Here is a 2,340-nt window from a genome sequence, read left to right on the forward strand (position 1 = left end):
CGCCTTGTCTGAAACTTTCGGCGGTTCGGTTTCGCAAGCGGCACGTTGGGCTTCCAGTTGGCGTTCCATCGCTGCGGCAGCGGCGGCTTTGGCCGGGTCAAAGGTGCTTTTCCCCAGGTCAATGTGGCTGGTGTCGTATGTGGTGCTCGCGCCGCGCAGCGGATAGCCGGTCAGTTTCCGTATTTGCCGCATCAGGCCGAGGGGTGGAACGCTGCTGCTGCCGACGGTGATGCCGCCGTCTGCGTACCGGCAAATGAGTGCGGCCTCCCGCACGGAATCGTGGTAGCCCATCTGGTGATAGTGCTCCTGCTCGCAATGGCAGACGGGCATTGCCGCCGGGAAGGCGTTGTCCAGCACGCGATAGTTGATGTTTTCCTGCCCCAGCCAGGCGAGCAGCGGCGCGTCGCCCATGCCGCTGACGTCGCCGTAGTTGTCGCGCACCACCGCCAGCGGCGCCCTGCCTGCGATGTGCCAGTTCACCGGGTGCCTGCTGGAGAGGAGCAGGACGTAAGGCGTGTCGTCCGTGGGCGCTTGCAGGGTGAGGCGGTTGTAGTAGTCGCTGCTTTCATGGACGGCGGCGATGTGAACGACGGTCTCCGGTGGCAGTTTGAGGGCAGCGAGGGCTGTGGCAAGGTCTTCGCTCCGGTAGGCGGGCGTGTCGTCCGGGGTGAATGCCAACTGGAATGCTGCACTATGCCAGTGGTTGTTGTATTCCACTTCAAGCAAGTGGTCGCCTGCGTCCAGCGTCAGCAGCGGCAGTTCGGTGGGGGGTACCGAACAGCTTCCGCAATTTGGGAGCGTACTTCTTTCGGCAATGATGTGTTTGTCGAGCAGGATGCGCGCCCGCGCCCAGCCAAGGTCGGTATGGATGCGGTAACGCCCCGGTTGCGGGACGTGCAGGGTGCCGACCCAGTAGGCGCCGAAATGTTCGGCTTGTATGTTGAGAAAGGGTGAGCTGTCGCTGTAATTGATGGCGATGCGACCACGGTGTTCGCTGGCAATGACCCGCTCCGGCCAGCGGGTATCAAGGTAGTAAGCGGTAAAGCCCTGTTTGGGGACGATACCGGCGGGGTTGTAGATGTCGCCCCAGCTGCGTGTTGCCCGCGGGTAGTCGGCAAGGCGTTCGCCGGATGATGCGGCGGCGGGCGGTGTGCGTGTGGTTGCCCGCGCCAGACTTTCCTTTACCACGTCGTCTGCGGCGTGTCCCGCTATCGGTTGCAGGGTAGCGGCGAAGGTTCTGGCGATTCGGTCCGTGCGCGCCCGGATGTCTTCGGGCAGAAGCGGCAGCGGTTCGTCTTCCTGCGGGACGTCATATGCTGGTGCCGGCTGGTTTTCTGCTGACTGCAGGGGGCTTATTAGCCCGTAGTTGGGGTTGGATTGCCGGATGAGCATCGCGTCAATCAGGTAGTGATAGCGCCAGTAACCGAAGGTGCAGAAGGTTGCGAGGGCGACCAGGACGAAGAGGGCGACAAGGGTTTTGGTTTTCATGGCGTTACTTTTGCAGCTGGTTGACGGTGAGGGCGAAGTCGGTGGTGTACCAGCGGTTTGCCATTTCTACTTCGAGCAGGTAGCGGCCACGGTCGAGTGGGACGATAACCGCGCTGTCTTCGCCGAAGCCTTCCAGGAGGTTTTGCCCGTTGAGGAGGATGCGGATGTCCGAGCGAGTGCGACGGGTGGCAATTTCGTATTCGCCCCGTTGCGGGATGTCCAGCCAGCCGACCCAGTAGGCGGCGAATTGTGGCGAGGGAATGCCTCTGAAGTCGCTGTTCCGGTAATGGACGGCGATATGTTTGTCGCGCTCCCTGCCGATGATGCGGGCAGGGTCTCGCCACAGCACGCCCATGCCCCAGGTGGGACTGGTATGGCGTTCAGGGTTGAAGCCGGGGTTCAGCCCAGATGCGTGTGCGGGATGGGTGATGTCAGCGGGATTGCCGCTGGTGAGGTACCAGACGTCAAAGCCGCTTTCCGGGATTTCGTTACCGGGGTTGAGGATTTCACCCCAGCGTAACGGCGCGGGCGGCTCATTGCGGAGGGTTTTCCGGGATTCGGCGCGTGGCCAGATGGGAAGGTCATCCTCGCTGTGGCGGGTCTGATACATCATGCCCAGCAGCAGGACGACTATCAGGCCGCTGGCGAGGTAAAAGAGGATGCGGAAGCTGGCGGCGGGTTTGCGCGGCGGCGTATTCATGGCGCGACCTTGTCAATGTGCAGGGAAAAATCGGCGGTGTACCAGTCATTGCGGTATTCCGCTTCGAGGGTGTAATCGCCCGGCGTCAGGCGCAGGGTAACGGGCGCGCCGCTGCTGATGCGGTGGCGGTTGAGCAGGAGGCGCAACTGCCC

At 62.6% G+C, this 2,340-nt stretch carries 2 protein-coding genes; both read right to left on the reverse strand.

Annotated elements, in window-relative coordinates:
* On the reverse strand, nucleotides 1-1,488 hold a 1,488-nt coding region (locus Q0349_RS12005; protein ID WP_298081242.1), incomplete at its 3' end, for a PA14 domain-containing protein.
* Nucleotides 1,489-1,492: 4 nt separating this feature from the next.
* Nucleotides 1,493-2,188 carry a hypothetical protein gene (locus tag Q0349_RS12010; protein ID WP_298081243.1) on the reverse strand — a complete coding sequence of 232 codons (696 nt, stop codon included), beginning with the start codon at nucleotides 2,186-2,188 and terminating at the stop codon, nucleotides 1,493-1,495.
* Nucleotides 2,189-2,340: the final 152 nt, after the last annotated feature.

The organism is uncultured Cardiobacterium sp. (assembly GCF_938028185.1).
Taxonomy (GTDB): Bacteria; Pseudomonadota; Gammaproteobacteria; order Cardiobacteriales; family Cardiobacteriaceae; genus Cardiobacterium.

Coding starts and splice junctions, on each gene's coding strand:
- Q0349_RS12010 (WP_298081243.1), bottom strand. CDS start 2,188: ATGAATACGCCGCCGCGCAAACCCGCCGCCAGCTTCCGCATCCTCTTT.